Consider the following 19362-nt stretch of genomic DNA (forward strand, 5'->3'; position numbering starts at 1 on the left):
TTCACGCTTTCTTTTCTCAGAGCCTTATATCACATCCCTATCTCGGTTTTTTTTACGAAACGTATTCTCCACTCGGCATCGCGCGTAGTTGAAGGAAAACGAATATGCCGAGAACGTGACTGCCGCTGGTGCCCTTAGGGAAAGAACTAAAGTAAATCTCTCAACATGCCAGCATAAAAGAGTTTAATCTTCTCCATGCGCGCACACATACGGACTTACTAACAAAAGCAATCTTAGAATGACTTGTGAGTATTGCAACCGATCACAGGGTACAGAAAAAATTGAAACCCGCCCTCTTGCCTGCTTCGCGGGGCAGAACTAGAATAGAAACGATGGTCCGCGTAGCTCAGCAGGATAGAGCACAGGATTCCTAAAATTGGGCGCCATGCTTGGAAACATCATGGTGGATCTGCTCAAATTCGGGGAACGCTCTGGTGTCTAGCCGTGCCAATCCCGAGCCAAACATGCGTCCGAAAGGTAGCATGGAGGTGTAGAGACTGTACGGGCAGCGCCTGTCGTCCGGTTGTCCGGGCTATGGTGAAGAGACAGTCCAGACCACGAACGGTGCGTTCTGCGCGCCGGCGGTGAAAGCCGAAGTGGTATGAATCCTGGGGCCGTGGGTTCGAATCCCGCCGCGGACACCATCGCAATCACGCAACAAGACGGGTCTTGCAGGGTCCCAGCCATGCCTCCTCTACGAGCCAGGTTCTCCTTATGGCCGTATTCCCAAGCCAAACCCCCGTCGTGCTTTCCTTCTCCGGCTACTCACGTCCCAAGCGGGCACAAGGTAAGCCCGTGCACATGTGAGAGCCCAATCCTCGCCTTCAGGCCCTAGATCGTGACGCCTGTCATTTCCGGCGCGAACAGGGCGTGCAAAAGCAGGGCCAGCAGCACAATCGCAATCAGCAAACCGAACAGCTTCCCGAACAAACGGAAGGAGACAACAACCAGCAGCAGGAGCAGCAGCGCCAGGAGCGACGTCTGCACCTGATGCGGGACACCAAGTGCCTGCAACCCTCTGCGGGCGGCCTCCTCAATAACGGCAATGATCGACACAATAAGGGAAAACAGGCCGATAATCAGGCCAAGTATCACCGCAATAGCACTCTGAATCACGCTTCTTTTCCCCCGGAACGCCGCAAGGTCTGGCATCTCGAGCTGGCATGGCACACGACGCTGCCCATACCAGACCCTGCCATCGCTGCATGCGATGCGAATCATATGACCGAGATCATATCGCGCGACAACGCCGCAAGACGACGCAGGATCGCATTGCGCCGCAACATCGACACCAGCCGACAGGGTCTTGCGTGGCGCTCATGACCCGGGGTGACTGTTCCAGATTTGATATGACAGGGTGTTATGGCCTAGACCCGGGCTTCCCCCGCTGTTTTGGAGCTGCCCCAATGAAGCGCATGAGCATGACCACACTCATCATCATCGCGATGCTGCTTGGCATTACGGTGGGTGGCCTCGCCCATGCCTGGATCGCTGATTCCGTACAGCAACAGCATTTCGCCCATTACATCTCCATCGGCTCGACAGTCTTTCTGCGCCTGATCAAGATGATCATCGCCCCGCTGGTTTTCTCCACCCTCGTGGTGGGTATCGGTCATATGTCGGACGCGGCTTCGGTTGGTCGTGTTGGCGCAAAGGCCATGATCTGGTTCGTGCTGGCCTCGCTGTTTTCGCTGACGCTCGGCATGATTCTGGTCAATCTTTTTGGCCCCGGTGTCGGGATGCATCGCCTGCACGGCATCACAACATCCCCCATCGCCACCGATGGCATGTCGCTCGACAGCTTCGTCAAACACATCGTTCCGGATTCTGTCTTCCGCGCCATGACGGATAACGAGATCCTGCAGATTGTCGTGTTCTCGGTCTTTTTCGGCGTCGCCTGCGCCTCCATGCCTGAAAAGGCCAGGGTGATCATGGAATGGACAGAGAGCCTGTCACAGATCATCCTCAAGGTAACGGGCTATGTGATGCTCCTGGCCCCGCTGGCCGTGTTCTGCGCCATGGCTGCGACCATCACGACCAATGGCCTTAGCGTGCTCATCAATTACGGCAAGTTCATGGGCGAGTTCTATATCGCGCTCTTCCTGCTCTGGTGCTCCCTGATTGCAGCGGCCTTCGCCATTCTCGGCCGTCCGGCGCGCCGTCTGATCCGACTCATGCGCGAGCCGTTCCTTCTGGCCTTTTCGACAGCAAGCTCGGAAGCCGCCTATCCGCTGATGCTCGACCAGCTTTCGCGGTTTCCCATTTCACGCCGCATCTCTTCATTCGTCCTGCCGCTGGGCTACTCGTTCAATCTCGACGGCACGATGATGTACTGCACCTTCGCCAGCATCTTCATTGCTCAGGCCTATGATATCAGCCTGCCCTGGAGCACGCAGATCATCATGCTGCTTACCCTGATGCTGACCAGCAAGGGCGTTGCAGGGATTCCCCGCGCGTCACTGGTCGTGATCGCGGCAACGCTCAGCCAGTTCAAACTCCCTGAAGAGGGCGTTCTGCTGATCCTTGGCGTCGATACTTTTCTGGATATGGGCCGTTCGGCCACGAATGTCGTCGGCAACTCCCTGGCGACGGCTGTGGTGGCCAAATGGGAAGGGCAGTTGCCGGCAGAACCTGCCCAGCCCCGACTGGACTGAGCAGGCCGTCTTGTTTGGTCAGGCTTTCTTGCGGCTCAGGAGGATCAATCCCCAGCCACCGGCGAGAAGCACCGCAATGAACGGAATGGCAAACACCGTATAGGTGCCCTCGGGATAATCCAGACCCATCATGACAACCACAAAGCCGAGAAAACCCAGCGTCAGCCACGAAGTGAACGGCGCACCCGGCATACGGAACCCGGCGCTTTCGACCTCGCCACGATTAACCAGCTGGCGCAGGCGTATCTGGCAGATCAGAATGAAGCTCCAGGTGCTGATGATACCCAGAGCTGCCACATTGAGCACAATCTCGAACACGCGGGATGGAATGAGATAGTTGAGACCCACCCCAACCAGATAGACCGCAACGGTTGTCAGAATCCCGACATAAGGGACCGACTGCTTGTTCATCCGCGCCAGGGCGCGCGGCGCCGAGCCCCCCATGGCAAGGGCACGCAGAATACGCCCGGTCGAGTACAGGCCCGAATTCAGGCTCGACAGGGCCGCGGTGAGCACCACGATGTTCATGACCGTATCGACATGAGACACGCCAAGGGCCTGGAAGAAGGTCACGAACGGGCTGACGCCCTTGTGGTAGGCATTCCAGGGCAGCAGACAGACCAGCAGAATCACCGACCCGACATAGAACAGGCCGATACGCCAGATCACGCTGTTGATGGCACGCGGAATGATTTCACGCGGGTTGGCGCACTCACCTGCCGCCGTTCCCACCAGTTCGATGGCCGAATAGGCGAACACGACGCCCTGCATTAGGAACAGGGCCGGCATGATGCCGTGGGGGAAGATGCCACCATTCTCGGAGATCAGATGAAAACCGGGCACAGTGCCTGCCACCGGCATCTTGAGGCCTAGAACGACGCAACCGAAAATCAGGAAGAGGGCGAGTGCAATGACCTTGATAAGCGAGAACCAGAACTCCAGCTCACCAAAATAGCGCACGCCAATCATGTTCATGGTGCCGACAATGCCCAGCGCCACGAGCGCAAACACCCATTGTGGCACATGTTCGAATGTGCCCCAGAAATGCATGTAAAGCGCAACCGCCGTAATATCGACGATACCGGTCATGGCCCAGTTCAGGAAAGAGAGCCACCCGGCCGCATAGGCCGCCTTCTCGCCCAGAAACTCACGGGCATAGGAAACGAAGCTGCCAGCGCTGGGGCGGTACATCACCAGTTCGCCAAGCGCGCGAAGGATGAGGAAGCAGAACATACCGCAAACGAGGTAATCGAGCGCGAGAGCCGGGCCCGCCTGCTGTAACCGCGAGCCAGCACCAAGGAATAGCCCCGTGCCGATAGCCCCGCCGATGGCGATCATCTGGACCTGACGGCGCCCGAGATCCTTGTGATAGCCCTCATCGACTTGCGGCGGGGGATGAAGATGCGACTTGGATGGAATGTCCAAAACTCTGTAATCCTGACCCTGTTGACGAAAATTCTTGTCTAATCGTAACGAATTCCCGGACCGCTGCCAATCGTTTCGATCAGCCTCCGAACCGGATGCAACAATTCGGAAATGCACGGCAGCGCACCGGTTGTGTCAAGTCATTGCCCATATTCAGGTGACCGAGCGCGGCAATCAGCACTTCTTTACAACCTGTTGAGCCTAAAAGATAACAGAGGGCTCGTTGGCTCTGATCCGACGCGGCCAATGGACCCATACGGCCTGAACGCCAACGCAGAGGCGCGATCCCTGCCACCCGCATGCGGTTAAATCACGCCCGATCCCGCAGGAATGCGATCAACGTCACATCAATGTGTCTCTTTTCACATAGAAATGTCATGTCCTCCGACCGTTGACGATTCTAGCCTGACCCAACCGAGCGATAACAGGGGCCGCCACAGCCCCGCGATCAAGGCGGAGTTCGTCCATGAAGCGCTTTTTCAATTCCCGTGACACAATCGTAGCCGAAGGCATTGAGGGGCTGCTGCGCTCCTCAGCGGGAAGCCATCTGTGTCGGCTAGAAGGTGCCGACGATATCCATGTCGTCCTGCGCAAAAACTGGGCGAAAAATCGCGTGGCCATCATTTCTGGCGGTGGTTCTGGACATGAGCCCGCCCATGCTGGCTTTGTGGGAGAAGGAATGCTTACGGCGGCGGTCTGCGGTCAGCTTTTCGCCTCGCCGGGTGTCGATGCCATTCTTGCGGCCATACGCGCTGTGACCGGTCCGGCCGGATGCCTTCTTATCGTCAAGAACTATACTGGAGACCGGCTCAATTTCGGCATCGCAGCCGAACAGGCAAAGGCGCTCGGGCTTGATGTCGAACTCGTCATCGTAGGCGACGACATTGCCCTTGGCCACACGGCTAAGGCACGCGGCATTGCTGGCACCGTTCTGGTTCACAAGATCGCTGGCTACGCCGCCGAGACTGGCCGCCCGCTTGCAGAGGTCGCCGCGCAGGCCCGGAATGCTGCGGATGCGCTTCGTTCCATCGGCCTCGCCCTGAGCGACTGCAATGTCTATACGCCCGACCAGCCGCCCCGCCTTGGCGAAAACGAGGCCGAACTCGGGCTCGGCATTCACGGTGAAGCTGGCGTCGAACGTATTCCGATGGCCCCTCTCGACAAACTGGTTGCGCTCGCAGCGGACCGGCTCCTGTCATCCCTGTCAGAGAGCGATGCCAACGGCACGACCAGGCAGATTGTCCTTCTCAACATGCTGGGCAGTGTACCGCCCCTTGAGGCTCTGGCACTTCTCGACGGTTTCTCCCGCACGTCACTGGCCGCCCGGACAGCATGGATTGCCGGTCCATCCCCGGTCATGACGGCGCTCGACATGAACGGCTTCTCCCTGACGACGCTCCCTGCAGAACCCGCCTTTATCGAGGCGCTTGCTGCACCAGCCGAGCCTCACGCATGGCCCGGTCTGGCCGCTTTCGGCCCGGTCGCGACCCTGCCCGTGCCCGCGCTGCCCGAAACCTTTACGGATGCGCCCTCTGACAATCCGTTGCTCAGGCACCTCATCACAAGCGGCGCGGATGCGTTGATCGGGCACGAAGCCGCCCTCAATACGCTCGATGCCAAATGCGGCGATGGGGATGCAGGCTCGACATTTGCCGAGGCCGCGCGACAGGTTCTGCGCGCCATCGACCGCCTTCCCCTTGCCTCGCCCCAGGCGCTCATGGCCACAATCGGCCGCCTTCTGGCCCGTCACAGCGGTGGATCGAGCGGCGTTCTGCTGTCCATTCTCATGACCACGGCGGGGCATGATGAAAACTGGCGCGAAGGTTTGCATAACGGTGCCGCCCGCATGCAGGCCTATGGCGGGGCAAAGCCAGGTGACCGCACCATGCTCGATGCGCTTCTGCCTGCCATCGCTGCGCTGCAATCCGGTCAGTCACTCGCGCAGGCGGCGGTCGCAGCGCGCAAGGGGGCCGACGCGACACGGAGCATGAAAGCGCGTGCCGGCCGCGCTTCCTATATCCCGCCCGAGCAGCTGGCCAATATCCCCGACCCCGGTGCCGAGGCCATCGCCGTGCTCTTCGAAACCGTGGCGGCATCAGCCTGAAAACTCACCCCCCCTGTTCCATCCCGGGTCATCCCCGTGAACGGGATAGGGGGCAGAAGCGAAGAAGTGGGTCAATGAGTCGCGCTCAGATGGCGCTGACATCCACCTCAAGCGGTATGAGGTCGCTGCGTACCCAGGCCTCATACACATCAAAACGCATGTTATCGCGGCGCCAGGACACCGAGCGCACCCGCAACAGGGGTGAGCCCGTCCGTATGTCCAGATGCGCCGCAATATCGCGCGGCGCGGCCATAGCGACAATTGAACGATGCGCCCCCTGAAGGGCAAAGCCTGCCTCTGTCAGAAGGGCGCTGAGGGACGAACGCCCCTCGAGGACATTCTGCCCCCGTCCGATCACGTCCATCAGGTCCGGCGGACTGTAATTGATGCTGTAAAGCGCCGGCAGCCCCCGCAGGGAACGGAGACGCACCAGTTCGAAGCCTTCGCTCGCCGCAGGAATGTCGAGCAGCGCACAGATCGTATCAGGCAGGGTCACAGCCCCTGCCCTCAGCACCGCTGTCGTCACATCGAGATGCCCATGACCAAGCGCTGTCTCTAGGAAGCCCTTGCGTCCCTGGATCATCCAGCCCTGCACGGCATCGCCGGCACTGACAAAGGCCCCGCGTCCGGCAATGCGCTCGACAAGCCCCCGGCTTTCGAGCGTCTGCAGGGTCTGCCGAACGGTTGCGCGCGAAAGATCGTAACGCGTGCATAACTCGTTCTCGCTGGCGAGGCGGGCGCCGGGTTTGCGCACCCCCTTGCGGATTTCAGCCTCCAGATGGTCGGCAAGCTGGGCGTAGTAAGGCGTCGTTGAGAGACGATCGATGATGAAACCGGCCTGCCCGTCACCCGCCGAGGCAGGCGCAGGGGCAGCTGTACGGGAAGGCATCACAGGCTTCTTCATACGCGGATCGTCTTCCTTCCCTCAGCGGTGACACGGCTCGCAACCTTACTAGCACGCCGCTATCCTGCTGACAGCCGCCGCCTTTCCCGTGTGCTCTCAGATCCCGGCAGCATCGCAACGGATCTGCACTTTCCTTGCTGTTTCGGAACGCGCCATCGCGAAAGCCTCCGGCGCCTCCTCCAGATCATACACATGACTGACGATCTTCTTTGCAAGATCAGGCAGCGCAGCCGTAATCCCGATCGCCCGCTCATAGGCCCCTGACAGGGATTGTGAACCGATGATTGTCAGTTCCCGATCGAACAGGTCGAACGGATGAAGCGCAATGGTCGCCTCGGGAGAACAGACGCCCATCTGGATCAGCACGCCCCGCGGTGCAAGTTGCTCCAGAGCGTCCGCTACAGCCAGAGGATGGCCGCTCGCTTCGATGACGAAACCGATATCACGCGCGATGCGCCGCGCGCCCGGCGCAAACACGCCATCCGCCCCCAGATCGAGTGCCGCATCACGGCGCGTGGCACTCGGCTCGACCACCTCGACACGCGCGGCCCCATGATGCCGGGCAAGGGCGATTGCCATCAATCCAATGCTCCCCGCGCCATAGATCAGAACCGATCCACCTCGCAGGTCGGGCGCACGCTCCAATGCGTGGACAACGCAGGCAAGCGGCTCGATCAGCGCACCCGACGCCATATCGAGATGAGCCGGCAATCTATGCACAATCTTTTCAGGTACGGCGACACGCTCGGCAAAGGCCCCGTCAATCGTGACGCCCACCGGCACGAGATCGCTGCACAGATTGGGCGCGCCGGCACGGCACATCGCGCATTGACCGCAGCTGATATTGGGATCGATGCATACCCGATCCCCCGGCGCAAAGCGCGAGACCGTGGCCCCGACAGCTACAACGCGGCCCGCAAATTCATGGCCGGCTATGCGTGGAAAACGAGCGAGAGGATAATCTCCGGTCAGAAGATGCAGATCGGTGCCGCAAATACCGACACGTGACGGCGCTATAAGCACGGAATCATCGCCAAGAGAGGGCTCTGCCCTGCTCTGCAATGACATTCCACCCTGTCCATCGAATACAAGTGCGCGCATGGAGAATCCTCTAGGTAGACGCAATCCCGATGCCGCATCGACGGCAGGGTAGAAAAACCATAGCGCTAAGTTCGCATCGAGTCTGTCTGTACGTACAGTCCGTTCTATCATCGTTTTGTGATAGCTGCGCTCAGCGCAGATTTTCTGTTGTTTTCTTAGCCTACGCACCGCGACAAGGGTTGCGTGACCAAAGGATAGGGTTGACGGCTTTTCTGCAAGATAGTCAGTTATTGTACGTACAGACCGTACATCATCTGACTATCCTATCTCTCCCCATTCCGGAGAGATCCCAACGGAGTCCTTTTTCATGTCCATGACCTATCGCCTGCGCCGCACTTTGCCGAGCCATCGCGCTGCCATCATCATGCCTGTCGATCATGGTCTGATTTTCGACCGCATCGAAGGCCTCGAAACACCCTCATCGCCTTTCGCTCGCTGGGCAGGCAAAGGGATAACGGGTTTCATGCTCACGCCGGGGCAGGTGCGCCAGACCGAGAGCTTCTTTGCAGCACATCCCGAGCTCACGCGCGTTCTGACCATCGATACCTATTACGATTATCGTCAACTCGATGGCGCCGGCTCGCATGACCTGATCACCACCGTTGAGGACGCCGTCCGGATGGGCGTGGACGCCGTAAAGATGCTCTTCCCGTGGAATATGTCGAACAGGGAACGCGTGGCGCTCTGCCATCGTATCGGCAAGGTGATTTCTGCCTGCGATCGCTGGGATATCCCGCTGGTGCTCGAACCTGTCCTGATCGGTGCCCCCCGCACGGAAGAGGTCATCATCGAAGAAGAGAAGATCGCCCGTATCGCCTATGACCTCGGCGCGCATGTAATCAAGATCGCCTTCCCCGGCGAAGCCCGTACCAGGCGAATGGTCGAGGAACTGCGCGTTCCCCTCGTCATTGCCGGTGGCCCCCTTGCTGGCAGCCCGGCTGATACGCTCGACGCCGTCGGTCAGACGATACGTGCGGGCGCACGCGGCGTCATCGTCGGGCGCAATATCTGGCAGCGCGACGAAAAGACTGCCGGTGATCTGCTCGGGCGGCTCGATGCCCTGAGCCGCTCAGTGCGCTTTGCCGACTGAGTGTATCGCGGTAGCGTGGATGGCCTTCCAGCGACGGAAAGATCGTCATGGGTTTCGATCAAGTGGCTGCCGGTATCGATATCGGCAGCACCAATCTCAAAGCCATCATCATCACCCCTGAGGGGATGGTCGTGGGCCGCGCCTCGGTTCCCACACCCAGACGCCCCGACGACCAGATGATCGATGCCACATGTCTGTTCAGCGAGGTGAGTGGCCTGCTGAACAGGCTGTGTGGCAGCCGCTACCGGATACGAGCCATAAGCACGGCGGGCATTGGCGAGGATGGCACGCTTGTGGACGCGCAGCTGCGGCCATTCTCTGCCGCTCTTCCCTGGTTTGCCACCGAGCGACAGGCGCTATTCGAGATGTTGTCTCCGTCGCTTGCGCCCTCACCCCTGACAGGAATCGACCCTGATCCGTTTCGCACCCTGACGGGCTGGTACTGGGCGGCCAGACAGGAGGGACATGAGCGCGCCTATGCCTGGCTGGCTTTGTCGGATTACGCGGCGGCCCAGTGGTGCCAGTCCGCTTTCATGAGCGACTCACTGGCCGCCCGCACAGCGGCCTACCTCCCACAATCCGGCGCATGGGACGACGCCCGCGTGACAGCCACCCTTGGTAAACGCGGTCTCCTGCCCCCTGTCGTCCGGACGGGGCATATTGTCGGCCCCGTTACCCGCACGGGCCCGGAGAATTCGGTTTTCGCCCCCGACGCCCTCGTGGTAGCCGGGGGGCACGATCACCCGATAGGCGGATGGGGCATCACACAGCTGAGCCCTGCGGCCATTCTTGACTCGATGGGGACAGCGGAAGTCGTCGTCACGCAGAACGCGCCGTATCCTGTGCCCTTCCCGGCAGGCATCGATGTCGCACCAGGCATCCTGTCGCAGGGCGCAACGCTTCTTTGCGTGGAAGAGCTCGCCCGCAACCTCGCCTGGGCCTCTCAGGACAGCGCGACCGGCGCAATGATTGCGGGATTGTTCTCCGGTGTCAGCAAGCCGGATTCATTTCTGGAGAGCGGCTGTTTCATTCCCGGCTCTCATGGTGGACATGCCCCCGCCTTTACAGACGATGCGCCGCTCGCCCCCCTCTCGCGAGCCTCTGCTGTTGTCGGCGCGCTGGCGCGTGCCGGAGAAACCGCAATTGAGAGAATCAACCAGCTCCGTGCCGCATCATGGCAGGCAAATCCTGCTCAGCCCGATGTCGGGACCACGCAACCCGACCTCTATCTTTCGGGCGGATGGTCGCGTGCGCCCGGCTGGGTGGCCATCAAGCGCCAGCTTGGATCACACCCTTTCAGGATCGTACGCGAGCCAGAACTGACTGCAGCAAGCGCTGCGCTCCTCGCAGCCCGTGCCTTGGACTGGACACCATCGGTCATGGATCTGCTCATGCCCGAAGAACAGCACCTGTGAATCGGCGAGGGTCGCAGGCTTTACAGCCTGCGCAGGGTCAGCGGCCTCAAAGCTCCAATGTATCGAGCAGGCTCTGCACAAGACCCAGATAGGTGGCCCCGAACAGACGGTAATGCACGAGTGCAGGCCAGAGACGATAGACATTGATGCTGCGTTCATACTCTTCCGGCAACGGACCGTAACTGCGCCAGAACGCCTCTGGCGGCGTCGCAAAAAGCGTCAGTATGGCGAAATCCGCACTCGCATCGCCGATATAACAGGCAGGATCGATCAACACGGCGCGTATCCCGCCCTCAGGCGCGGGCGAGGTGATGAAATTGCCGGTCCAGAGATCACCATGCAAAAGCGTGGGGCGCGGGGCCGAGGGCAGAAAACGATCGAGAGTTTGCGACAGGTGATTGACCCGTGCCGCCACTTCCCTGGGGAGGCTATCGAGGAAGGGCCTTAACCGGCAATCCCGCCAGAAATCACGCCAGTCGAGCGTCCAGTCATTAATGATAGGCACCGCGCCAAAAGCGTAATCCTCGTCCCACCCATAACGTGGAGGCTGCTTCACCTCATGCAGGCAGCGCATCGCCTGCCCCAGCGCCGACCACGCCTCGTCGCCTTTACCGCCCTGACGCACATAGCCCAGAGCGAGCAGATCACCCTGCACCGCCAGAACGGGCGGAACAGCGACACCTGTTGCTGCCAGCGCATCGAGCATGGCCGCCTCAGTGGCGACATGAGGCCCATTCTTGACAACGACACGGCGCCTGGACGCGAAATCGAGCTGCCAGATGTCAGACAGATCGCCTCCACCAAGGGATCTCACCTCGAAGGCGCCCTCCTCCCCGATCAGGGCCGCAATCTGAGCAAACCGGGACGCGGCCTGTTGAGCGGGGTGAGTTGTCATCAGGGGAGCCCCTTTTCAGGAATCCAGCGTGAAACTGGCCAGATGCACGCAGCCTAGAGCAATTTCCTGCCACGCCGTCTCGAAATCGATGTCCTTGCCATAGAAAGGATCAGAGATTTCCTCACCAGCGCGCTCAGGCACATAATCCATTAGCAGGCGGATACGCTCCTGTTCCGCCTCCGGGGCCAGACGACGCAGGGCACGCAAATGCCCTGAATCGAGCGCGATGATATGATCGAAACGCGTGAAATCGTCTTCCTGGACCTGCCTTGCGACATAGGTATCGATATCGAGCCCGTGCTTCTTGGCAACGCGCCGCGCACGGCTGTCCGGGGCTTCGCCCACATGCCACACACCGGTGGCCGCCGAGTCGATATCCAGAGTCAGACCCCGACGGGCCGCCTCGGCGCGCATGGCCGCCTCGGCAAGGGGAGAGCGGCAAATATTGCCCGTGCAGACAAAAAGAAAGGAAGGCAAAGGCATAGGATCATTCCCGCAGAATCTCTGGTGCCGTTCCCAAACCGGCTGTTACTCACCGGCCTTGGAAGGATCTGAACCAGAATAGACAGCCCGTGACGCTTGGAAATGCCATGGCCTATCAAGACTTTGCTACTGTGTGGCAAGGGAACTTTCAGCCCCCGGCCCTATCAGGCGTCAGAGAGACCCTTTCACGAAATCTGCGCCAGTCGTGTCGGTTCGTGCAACGTTCTGGCAGCCGGGTTCAGTGCGGCCAGCCAGCCAGAATATCGTCACGCACCGCATCGGGCACAGTGATGTAGTCGAGCTTTCGCGCTTCCTGCTCACCCTCGCGCAAGCCGATCTCGAAGAAACGCCTCGTTTCCGGCTTCACCCCAATCGGCACGATGGCGTAGGTCGCGCTCATGATCGGCCAGGCATTGTCGCCCGCACTATCGAGCAGATCCACCACATGGTGGCTGGCATGGGCCCAGTCGGCCTGCGAAGCGGCGGCCATGAAGCTTTGAGGCGAGGCCGTGACGTAGGCACCGTCATGGCTTTTCATACGCGCCATCGGAATGTGGTTGTGGCTGGCATAGGCATATTCCACATACCCAATCCCCCCCACGGTCTCCTTAACGCTGGCCGCGACACCATCATTGCCCCGTGCGCCTGCGCCATCGCGCCATGCCACAGAGGTCCCCGCGCCGATATGAGCTTTCCATTCAGGCGAGACGTGGGAGAGATAGGAGGTAAAGACAAAGCTCGTTCCCGAGGCATCGGCACGATGGATCGGTGCCACATCCGCATCTGGCAGATTCAGCCCGGGATTCTGTGCCTGGATTTTCGGATCATTCCATTCGGTGATGCGCCCGTCATAAAGGGCCGCCAGGGTCGGTCCGTCGAGTTGCAGCGCCCCGGCCGGAATACCGGGAACATTCACGATGACCACAATCGCCCCAAGCGCCGTGGGGAACTGGTAGAGGTGATGGGCATCGAGCAGGGCAGTCGCTGCGGGCTTGTCCGACGCGCCGAAATCGACCGTACCGGCCACGACCTGATTGAGCCCCGCGCCCGAACCCACGCTCTGATAGTTCACCCCAAGCCCCGCCTTTGCCTTGGCGATTTCGCCCCAGCTTTCATAAAGCGGCGCTGCAAAACTCGACCCGGCACCGGTCACGCTCTGGGCGTGTGCGGCGGGAGCGGAAATGACGGCTGCCAGACCGAAAAGCAGAAGGGAGCGGGAAAGCGAAATCATGACACCGATCGATTTTCTGTAACCACAATGTTGCTCTTCAGGATAGCCTGAACGAGCGGGCTGATGATACGATACCATATCCCGCCAACAGGCCTAATACCGCATCGGCCCGACAGGATTTCAGGAGCGACTCCTTCCATGCAACCGAGCTTTACACAAACCTGGCCTGCTTCGCCCCGAAGCGACCGTGCAAGACGCTGGGCCTGGATCGTTCATATCCTTTTCATCGCCTCGTTCTTTTTCGGCATCACCAGCATACCCGGTGTGATTGTTGCCTATCTCAAACGCGGTGACGCGGTGGGGACGATCTATGAGAGCCATTTCATCTACGCCATCCGCACATTCTGGCTCGGACTCCTGGGGGCCATCGTGGCAGGACTACTCTGCCTCGTGATGATCGGTTATGTCTTGCTTGGTCTGCTTTTTGTCTGGTGGCTGGTCCGGGTCATCCGCCCCATCGTCGCACTCGTTGATGAGTCACCCATGCGCAATCCGCGCGGCTGGTTCTGAGATCGCGGCCGCAAGGCCGGTCCTGATGGTGCAGATACTTCCTGCCTTTCTACCCTAGAGGAAGGCAGGCCTCACCTCTTGGCTCGCCCGCATCAGTCAATGAGGAACCCGTATCGCGGTGCCGCGCCCCGGTGAGGTTTCGAGATCGCCTCCCCTCGCCCCTGCCAACGACGCGCTTTCCGGTATCTGAACCGAGCAGCCTCAGCCATTGCGCCAGATTTTCCGCCCTTCACCGTGAACCTGAACGGGCCTAAACCAGCTCTTTGCCGCTCAGCTCGTTCGGGGCAGCCAGATGCGGCAAGTCATCCCCTTGCCCGGTGCGCTCTCGATACGCAGGCGGCCGCCATGCCGATCCACGATATGCTTGACGATTGCCAGCCCGAGCCCCGTACCGGATTGCGAGGCGGTGGCGCGCCCCTCGACACGATAGAAGCGCTCGGTCAGGCGTGGCACATGTTGGCTATCCACACCACGGCCATTATCCGCAACGGTTATCTCGATACCCTTGCCGTTCTCTGCGGTGATCCCGACCTTTATCTCAATGGCGGGGCCGCCATATTTGAGGGCGTTTTCGACCAGATTGAGCAACACCTGAACGATCTGGTCCTCATCAGCCGGGAAGAAAAGGTCATCCTCGGTCGGCAGAAGGATCAGTCTGGCATCGGATGACCGTATAAGGATCTGACTGTCTTCCAGCAGGCGATCCATAAGGTCCTGTGCGGACACCATGTCATGAGGCCGCATGTGTTCGAGGCGCTGCACACGCGACAGATAAAGCAGGCGCTCGATCAGCCGCTCCATACGCGCAGCCTGCGCCGCCATGATCGCCAGAAATTGCTGCTGTGCCGCAGGATCATCGGCCGCAGGACCCTGAAGCGTTTCGATAAACCCGATGAGCGATGCCAGAGGGGTACGCAGTTCATGGCTCGCATAGGCCACGAAATCGGCGCGCATCCGATCCACGACCTCGAACTCCGAACAGTCTTCCAGAACGGCGAGCACGCCCTCTTCCCAGCCTATGGCGCTGGCAAAGCGCTCCGGCCATTTCCGGAAGGTCACCTGCACGATCCGACGCACCGGCACGTCAAGTTCGACACGCGTGACGACACCCGTCTCAGGGGTCAGCGTTGCAAGGACAGATTGCACTGCAGGGTGACGGATGACCGCCCCGAGCGCATCACCAAAGACAGCATGCGCGACACGATTGGCATGAAAAATGCGCCCGCCTGCGCCAAGTAACACAGCGGGAATAGGCAGGAGTTCGCAAAAGACCGGGGCCTTCGGAGCCTCCCCCGGCTGGGTGTTCACCAATGCGACTGGGGTCGGCAGACGGGCGAGGCGCAAACGTGACTGTCGCCATGTAAGCCCCCACCCAACACATGAGCAACCAAGGAGGATTGCAAGCAGAGCCGTCAGGGTCTTGGTCTCTCAGGCCTGATCGTCAAGGGCATAACCGGCAGAACGTACGGTTCTGACGTAATCGAGTTCCGTGTCGAGATTGAGCGCCCGACGCAATCTGCGGATATGCACATCAATGGTGCGCAGTTCCACATGCACGTTCGAGCCCCATACTTTCTGAAGCAGATCCTCGCGTGAGAACACCCGGCGCGGATGACGCATCAGAAACTCCAGCAGGCGGAATTCGGTCGGGCCGAGGGTCAGGGCACGGCCATTGCGCTCGGCACGATGGGTCTGCAGATCGAGCGTCAGATCGGCAAAGCTCAGGACATTCTGCTTGACGGGCTGCGTTCGGCGCAGCAGGGCGCGCAAGCGGGCGTCGAGCGCCTCGATGCTGCAGGGCTTGGCAATATAATCATCGGCGCCGCTGTCGAGCCCGCGAATACTGTCCTGCTCATCGGCGCGCGCCGTCAGCATGAGCACAGGCAGGTCATGCAGCGAGGCTGTTCCCCTGATGCGGCGGCACAGATCGATGCCCGACATACCCGGCAGCATCCAGTCCAGCACCATTGCATCCGGACGGGAGCGGGAGATGAACTCCCAGGCCTGTTCCGCCTCGGGGAAAGCCGATACGTCATAACCGAGCTTGTCGAGGTTATAGCGGATCATGAGTTGCAGGGAGGGATCATCCTCAACCACAACGATTTTCACCAGAGAGCCACTCATCGCGAAACCAGATCATCCCCGGCTGCCAGACCACCGCGCGGGCGCACCGAAGGCAGGTTCTCCCCTGTCACGGCGTAATAGACGCGCTCGGCAATATTGGTGGTGTGATCACCGATACGTTCAAAATTCTTAGCAATGAACAGCAGATGGGTGCACGGGCTGATGTTGCGCGGGTCCTCCATCATGTAGGTGACGAGTTCGCGGAACATGGCCGTGTAATACTCGTCCACCTCACGATCGGCCTGCCAGACTTCGGTTGCGCGGTCGGCGTCCTGCTGGGTCACGGCATCGATCACGCGGCGCAGGTTCTCCTGCACGAGTCGCCCCATGCTGCGCAGACCCGAAAGCGAGATCTGGCGATCGACCAGATCGAAACGCTGGCTGCGACGGGCGATCGAGGCGGCATAATCGCCAATACGTTCAAGGTCACCGGTGATCTTCAGCGCGGCCACGATCTCGCGCAGATCGCCCGCCATAGGGCTCCGCAGCGCCAGAAGGCGGATCGCCAGGGCCTCGACATCGCGCTCGAGCATATCCACCTGCGGGTCCTGCGCAGGGGCCGCCTGAGCGGCGTCCTCATCGTGCTCGGTCACGGCCGCTACGGCCTGCGCCACCTGACTTTCGACGATACCGCCCATACGCGCCATCATGGCGCGCATCCGGTCCAGTTCCTGCTCGTAGCTCTTGACTGTGTGAAGGCTGTCCGCTGGCATAATTGCGTATCCCTACCCGCTTGGGGAAAACTTAACCGAAACGCCCGGTGATATAATCCTGAGTCTGCTTCTGACGTGGATTGGTGAACATCCGGTCAGCGCTGTCCATTTCGATCAGGGAACCCAGATAGAAAAAGGCGACCTGATCCGCGCAGCGTGCTGCCTGCTGCATGTTGTGCGTCACGATGGCAATCGTGAAATCCTGCTTGAGCTCGTCAAGAAGCTCCTCGATACGCGCGGTCGAAATCGGGTCCAGCGCCGAAGTCGGCTCATCGAGCAATAGCACCTCAGGCTTGGTCGCAATGCTGCGGGCAATGCACAGACGCTGCTGCTGCCCACCCGACATGCCCGCTGCGGGTTCCTTGAGACGATCGCGCACTTCCTTCCACAGGGCCACGCGCGTCAGTACGTCCTCAACACGCGCATCCATTTCCGAGCGCGAGAGCTTCTCATGCAGGCGCACACCGAAAGCGATGTTGTCATAGATCGACATCGGAAACGGGGTGGGCTTCTGGAACACCATACCGATACGCGAGCGCAGCATATTCAGGTCGAGCGCCGGATCAAGAATATCGGCCCCGTCGAACAGGACCGATCCTGTTGCCTTCTGCCCCGGATACAGATCGTACATCCGGTTGAAGATACGCAGCAGCGTGGATTTGCCGCAGCCGGAAGGGCCGATCATGGCCGTCACGTTCTGCTTGCGAAAATCCATCGTGATGGATTTTAGGGCCTGTTTCTCGCCGTAGTAGAAATCGAGTTCGCGCACGGCCAGAGCCGCCTCCGGCGTGGCCGGAGCGGACGATGTATGGGGGAAATCCTGCAGGGCTTCGCTCATGAGCGTGTCGTCCTCTTGCTTATGACTGTTTGCTGCGGAAGCCGAACCGCACGATGATATTGATACCCAGAACGCCAAGCGTCACCAGAAGCGCGCCCGTCCAGGCCAGACGGACCCAGTCATCATAGGACGCGCCAGCATACTGGTAGATGGCGATGGGAAGGCTCGCCATGGGCTTGTTGAGACTGAACGACCAGTTCTGGTTACCAAGCGAAGTGAAAAGAAGGGGCGCGGTCTCACCGCTCACGCGGGCAAGCGCAAGCAGGATGCCCGTCAGAACGCCCGGTGCTGCCGAACGCAGGCACAGGAAGAGCACGACGCGCCAATGAGCCGCCCCAAGGGCCGAGCCAGCCTCACGCATAGCCACGGGCACGAGGCGCAACATATCCTCGGTTGTGCGCACGATGATCGGCACAGCCAGAATGGCCAGCGCCACCGATCCGGCGAGCCCGGAGAAGTGGCCGAAAGGGGCCACAAGTACGAGATAGACGAACAGCCCGATCAGAATGGACGGTGCCGAAAGAAGCACGTCGGAGACGAAGCGCACCGACATCGCGAATTTCGAGCCGCTGCCGAACTCTGAAAGATAGATCCCGCAGCCAAGCCCGACCGGTGTTGCGATGATGAGCGCCACCGCTGTCTGGATCAGGCTGCCGAGAATGGCATTGGCCAGACCGCCATTGCTGCCCGGCGGCCCCATGGGGTGAAGCAATGCCGCCAGAGACAGCCCTGCAAGACCGTTCCAGAGCAGAGTCCAGAGAATGGAAACCAGCGCCAGCACGAGGATGCCCGTTGCGGCAAGGCTCATGACAGTCGCCAGACGGTCCATCACGAGGCGCTGTGTGGCGCGCGGGTCCTTGCGCCATCCCGCTCCCATTGCCTTGCTCATGCGCGTTTCTCCCGCAGCAGCCAGCGTGCAATGGCGAGCGTGGTGAAGGACAGCAGCATCAGGATGAAACCCAGAGCCAGAAGCGAGGAGAGCTTGAGGCTGCCTGCCGCACTCTCGGGAAATTCGAGCGCCACGAGAGAAGCCACCGTGTTGCGTGGCGCAAACAGTGACCAGCCGATCGTATTGGCATTGCCGATGACGAAGGTGACCGCCATGGTCTCACCGAGGGCTCGCCCCATGCCGAGCACCACACCACCAATCATACCGGCGCGCGACCAAGGCACGATCACCCGGCGCATGACCTCCCAGCGTGTGGCGCCCAGCCCGTAGGCGCTTTCCTTGAGCATGGGCGGCATGACCGCAAACACGTCACGCATCACGGCCGTCACGAAGGGTGTGATCATGACAGCCAGAACGAGACCACCTGTCAGCAGGCCATAACCGAACGGTGCGCCATGCACGAGCCAGCGTATGCCGGGCACATGGCCGAAATGATGCCGGAAGAAAGGCTGCACGTGCTGCGCCATGAAGGGCACGACGATGAAGAAGCCCCACATGCCGAAGATGATCGAGGGCACCGCGGCGAGAAGCTGCACGGCAGTCCCGACCACACCTGCCACCATGGGCGGGGCGATATTGGTCAGCCAGAACGCTGCCCCGAAGGCCAGCGGCACACCGATCAGTATGGCGATAAGCGTCGAGCCGATCGTGCCGAATACCGGAGCCAGGGCACCGTATTCATTGGTGACGGGGTTCCATACATCGTGAAAGGCAAAGCCTGCACCGAAGGTGCTGAAGGCCTTGCTGCCTCCCATAGCCATGGTCAGAACAAGCCCGCCCAACGATACGAGCACCAGCAGGGCGCACGCCCCGACCAGCAGCCGGAAGAGACGATCGCCCTTCCAGAACGGGGTTTTCCGGGCTTCCTGGAGCGGTGCAGGCTGGGTCCGCGGCGCGGCAGCACTAGTCATACGGTCGTTGCGTCC

General features: G+C 60.5%; 18 protein-coding genes. 5 read left to right on the plus strand and 13 right to left on the minus strand.

Annotated elements, in window-relative coordinates:
- Positions 1-831 precede the first annotated feature (831 nt).
- Positions 832-1116: a hypothetical protein gene (locus P792_RS0119190; RefSeq protein ID WP_146926470.1), complete on the minus strand. Its 285-nt coding sequence runs from the start codon at positions 1114-1116 to the stop codon at positions 832-834.
- Positions 1117-1421: 305 nt separating this feature from the next.
- Between P792_RS0119190 and P792_RS30015 the strand changes: the two genes are divergently transcribed.
- A complete protein-coding gene (locus tag P792_RS30015; protein ID WP_235075472.1) occupies positions 1422-2654 on the plus strand; it encodes a dicarboxylate/amino acid:cation symporter in 1233 nt (410 codons plus the stop codon).
- 18 nt (positions 2655-2672) lie between these two features.
- On the opposite strand, the gene P792_RS30020 is transcribed toward P792_RS30015, so the two are convergent.
- The gene (locus P792_RS30020; protein ID WP_023979045.1) at positions 2673-4079 is read right to left on the minus strand and encodes an amino acid permease; all 1407 of its coding nucleotides are present in this window, start codon (positions 4077-4079) and stop codon (positions 2673-2675) included.
- 466 nt (positions 4080-4545) lie between these two features.
- On the opposite strand from P792_RS30020, the gene P792_RS30025 reads away from it, so the two are divergent.
- Positions 4546-6183 (plus strand): dihydroxyacetone kinase subunit DhaK, encoded by a 1638-nt coding sequence (locus P792_RS30025; RefSeq protein ID WP_023979046.1) that lies wholly within the window; start codon positions 4546-4548, stop codon positions 6181-6183.
- A gap of 85 nt (positions 6184-6268) precedes the next feature.
- Here the strand turns inward: P792_RS30025 and P792_RS30030 are convergent, their stop codons facing one another.
- Positions 6269-7072 carry a GntR family transcriptional regulator gene (locus P792_RS30030; protein ID WP_161630845.1) on the minus strand — a complete coding sequence of 268 codons (804 nt, stop codon included), beginning with the start codon at positions 7070-7072 and terminating at the stop codon, positions 6269-6271.
- A gap of 111 nt (positions 7073-7183) precedes the next feature.
- Positions 7184-8188, minus strand: a complete 1005-nt coding sequence (locus P792_RS30035; protein WP_023979048.1) for an alcohol dehydrogenase catalytic domain-containing protein — start codon at positions 8186-8188, stop codon at positions 7184-7186.
- Between the two features lie 307 nt (positions 8189-8495).
- Between P792_RS30035 and P792_RS30040 the strand changes: the two genes are divergently transcribed.
- Together P792_RS30040 and P792_RS30045 are read left to right on the plus strand one after the other, a co-directional pair.
- Entirely contained in the window at positions 8496-9278 is a 783-nt protein-coding gene (locus P792_RS30040) for a class I fructose-bisphosphate aldolase (protein WP_023979049.1), read from the plus strand.
- Positions 9279-9325: 47 nt separating this feature from the next.
- Entirely contained in the window at positions 9326-10693 is a 1368-nt protein-coding gene (locus P792_RS30045; protein ID WP_023979050.1) for an FGGY family carbohydrate kinase, read from the plus strand.
- A gap of 46 nt (positions 10694-10739) precedes the next feature.
- Here the strand turns inward: P792_RS30045 and P792_RS30050 are convergent, their stop codons facing one another.
- The 3 genes from P792_RS30050 to pstS form a co-directional block, all read right to left on the minus strand.
- Positions 10740-11588: a fructosamine kinase family protein gene (locus P792_RS30050; RefSeq protein WP_023979051.1), complete on the minus strand. Its 849-nt coding sequence runs from the start codon at positions 11586-11588 to the stop codon at positions 10740-10742.
- Positions 11589-11603: 15 nt separating this feature from the next.
- Complete coding sequence (locus P792_RS30055) at positions 11604-12071, minus strand: low molecular weight protein-tyrosine-phosphatase (protein WP_031241004.1); 468 nt, start codon at positions 12069-12071, stop codon at positions 11604-11606.
- A gap of 238 nt (positions 12072-12309) precedes the next feature.
- Positions 12310-13302 (minus strand): phosphate ABC transporter substrate-binding protein PstS, encoded by a 993-nt coding sequence (gene pstS, locus P792_RS30060; RefSeq protein ID WP_023979053.1) that lies wholly within the window; start codon positions 13300-13302, stop codon positions 12310-12312.
- Between the two features lie 138 nt (positions 13303-13440).
- On the opposite strand from pstS, the gene P792_RS30065 reads away from it, so the two are divergent.
- Positions 13441-13812: a DUF4870 domain-containing protein gene (locus tag P792_RS30065; protein WP_023979054.1), complete on the plus strand. Its 372-nt coding sequence runs from the start codon at positions 13441-13443 to the stop codon at positions 13810-13812.
- Positions 13813-14082: 270 nt separating this feature from the next.
- On the opposite strand, the gene P792_RS30070 is transcribed toward P792_RS30065, so the two are convergent.
- From P792_RS30070 to pstC, 6 genes are all read right to left on the minus strand, one after another.
- Complete coding sequence (locus P792_RS30070; RefSeq protein ID WP_023979055.1) at positions 14083-15156, minus strand: cell wall metabolism sensor histidine kinase WalK; 1074 nt, start codon at positions 15154-15156, stop codon at positions 14083-14085.
- Positions 15157-15240: 84 nt separating this feature from the next.
- Positions 15241-15936, minus strand: coding sequence for a phosphate regulon transcriptional regulator PhoB (gene phoB / locus P792_RS30075; RefSeq protein ID WP_023979056.1), 696 nt, complete (start codon positions 15934-15936; stop codon positions 15241-15243).
- Entirely contained in the window at positions 15933-16649 is a 717-nt protein-coding gene (gene phoU, locus P792_RS30080; RefSeq protein WP_023979057.1) for a phosphate signaling complex protein PhoU, read from the minus strand. The genes phoB and phoU overlap by 4 nt, the downstream gene beginning before the upstream one ends.
- Before the next feature lie 31 nt (positions 16650-16680).
- Positions 16681-17487 (minus strand): phosphate ABC transporter ATP-binding protein PstB, encoded by an 807-nt coding sequence (pstB, locus tag P792_RS30085; protein WP_031241007.1) that lies wholly within the window; start codon positions 17485-17487, stop codon positions 16681-16683.
- Between the two features lie 19 nt (positions 17488-17506).
- Positions 17507-18376: a phosphate ABC transporter permease PstA gene (gene pstA, locus P792_RS30090; protein WP_031241008.1), complete on the minus strand. Its 870-nt coding sequence runs from the start codon at positions 18374-18376 to the stop codon at positions 17507-17509.
- A complete protein-coding gene (gene pstC / locus P792_RS30095; RefSeq protein ID WP_023979060.1) occupies positions 18373-19347 on the minus strand; it encodes a phosphate ABC transporter permease subunit PstC in 975 nt (324 codons plus the stop codon). Before pstC ends, pstA begins: the two co-directional genes overlap by 4 nt.
- Between the last annotated feature and the right edge of the window lie 15 nt (positions 19348-19362).

Origin of the sequence: Asaia sp. SF2.1, assembly GCF_000505765.1 — a bacterium.
Taxonomy (GTDB): Bacteria; Pseudomonadota; Alphaproteobacteria; order Acetobacterales; family Acetobacteraceae; genus Asaia; species Asaia bogorensis.